This is a genomic window from Mesorhizobium sp. M7A.F.Ca.CA.004.04.2.1, assembly GCF_004022825.1.
Taxonomy (GTDB): Bacteria; Pseudomonadota; Alphaproteobacteria; order Rhizobiales; family Rhizobiaceae; genus Mesorhizobium.
Map to the genome: position 1 here is coordinate 1 of NZ_RZPH01001208.1, position 1,613 is coordinate 1,613.

2 protein-coding genes are annotated in these 1,613 nt (G+C 60.8%); one reads left to right on the forward strand and one right to left on the reverse strand.

Translation table 11 applies throughout. The features are described 5' to 3' along the window. Window positions 1-180: 180 nt before the first annotated feature. Entirely contained in the window at window positions 181-915 is a 735-nt protein-coding gene (locus EN893_RS33050; RefSeq protein WP_027040117.1) for a TetR/AcrR family transcriptional regulator, read from the forward strand. A 23-nt stretch (window positions 916-938) separates the two neighbouring features. On the opposite strand, the gene yihA is transcribed toward EN893_RS33050, so the two are convergent. Further along, the gene (gene yihA, locus EN893_RS33055; protein WP_024502094.1) at window positions 939-1,598 is read right to left on the reverse strand and encodes a ribosome biogenesis GTP-binding protein YihA/YsxC; all 660 of its coding nucleotides are present in this window, start codon (window positions 1,596-1,598) and stop codon (window positions 939-941) included. Between the last annotated feature and the right edge of the window lie 15 nt (window positions 1,599-1,613).

The window sequence follows — 1,613 nt, forward strand, 5'->3', positions numbered from 1 at the left end:
GTTGGGAAAGGGACGGACTTCGGCAGTGGTCGGCGCGTTCGAGGACATGACATCTCTCTAAAGTTATAATATAATACTGAACCGTTCGGTTCGATCCGGCCGTTGACATAGCGCGTAAACAGGACCATATCAAGGGCAATCGAACCGCTTGGTTCGAATTATTTTCGAGGTGTGACTTTCATGGCCGAGACCCCGCCCAATGTCGAAAACGAGTCGTGCGACGACCTGTTGGAAAGCTTGCGTCGTGGCCGCCCGGCCGCGGGGCAGGATCCGGTCAAGCGCAGCCAGATCATCGACGGCGCCCGTCGTGTCTTCATCGACAAGGGCTTCGAAGCCGCCTCGATGAACGACATCACCCGCGAGGCCGGTGTCTCCAAGGGTACGATCTACGTCTATTTCGCCAACAAAGAAGAGCTGTTCGAAGCGCTGATCGAGGAAGAGCGCGGCACCATCTTCAAGAACATGTATGACGTGCTGGACAATGCCGACAACCTGCGCGAGACGCTGGTGAAGTTCGGCAAGGTGCTGGCCCTCAAGATCACGTCGGCCAAGGTGATCCAGGCGCAGCGCACGGTGATCGGTGCATCCGACCGGATACCCGACATGGGCGCGCGGTTTTACGAGCGCGGTCCCAAGCGTGGCCACGACAAGGTCGCGGCCTTTCTCAATGCTGCCATCGAGCGCGACCTGCTGCGCATCGACGATGTCGATCTTGCCGCCTATCAGTTCACCGAACTGTGCCTGGCCGGTCTGTTCCGCCAGTGCATCTTCGCCTACCGCACCAAAGCCCCGACCCAGGACGAGATCGACCGCATCGTCAGGTCAGGCGTCAGCATGTTCCTCAAGGCATACGGCACCGAAAGGCTTGTGGCGGAAGAAGGCCACCAGACGATTGCTATCGAGGCCAAGCCGTAGGCCATGCTCTAAGCTGTGGATGCTTAGCCGCCATTGGCGGCAAGCACGATGGCCGCCTGCAATTCCTGGAGGCCCTCGGCCTTTTCAGAAGAGGTGGCCAGTACGAACGGGAACGCCGCCGGCCGCTTCTTGATCTTTGCCAGCGTCTCCTCGATCAGCCTCGGCACGCCGGCAGTCTTGATCTTGTCGGTCTTGGTCAGCACGATCTGGTAGGACACCGCCGCCTTGTCGAGCAGCGACAGCACTTCGTCGTCCTTGGCCTTGATGCCGTGGCGGGCGTCGATCAGCACATAGACGCGCTTCAGCGTGACGCGGCCCTTGAGATAGTCGAAGACCAGCTTGGTCCACTCGTCGACCTTCTCCTTCGGCGCGGTGGCATAGCCATAGCCGGGCATGTCGACCAGCGCCAAGGGCGGCAGGTCGGCGCCCTCACCCGAAAATCCGTCCGGCACGAAATAGTTGAGCTCCTGCGTGCGCCCCGGCGTGTTGGAGGTGCGCGCCAGCCCCTTCTGGTTGACCAGCGCGTTGATCAGCGACGACTTGCCGACATTCGAGCGGCCGGCAAAGGCGATTTCCGGCGGCCCTTCCGGCGGCAGGAATTTCATGGCCGGCACGCCGCGGATGAAGATCCACCCCCGCGTAAACAGTTCGGTGCCGATTATGCTGCTGTTCAGAGCGTTCAAGCTGCTGCCTCCAGA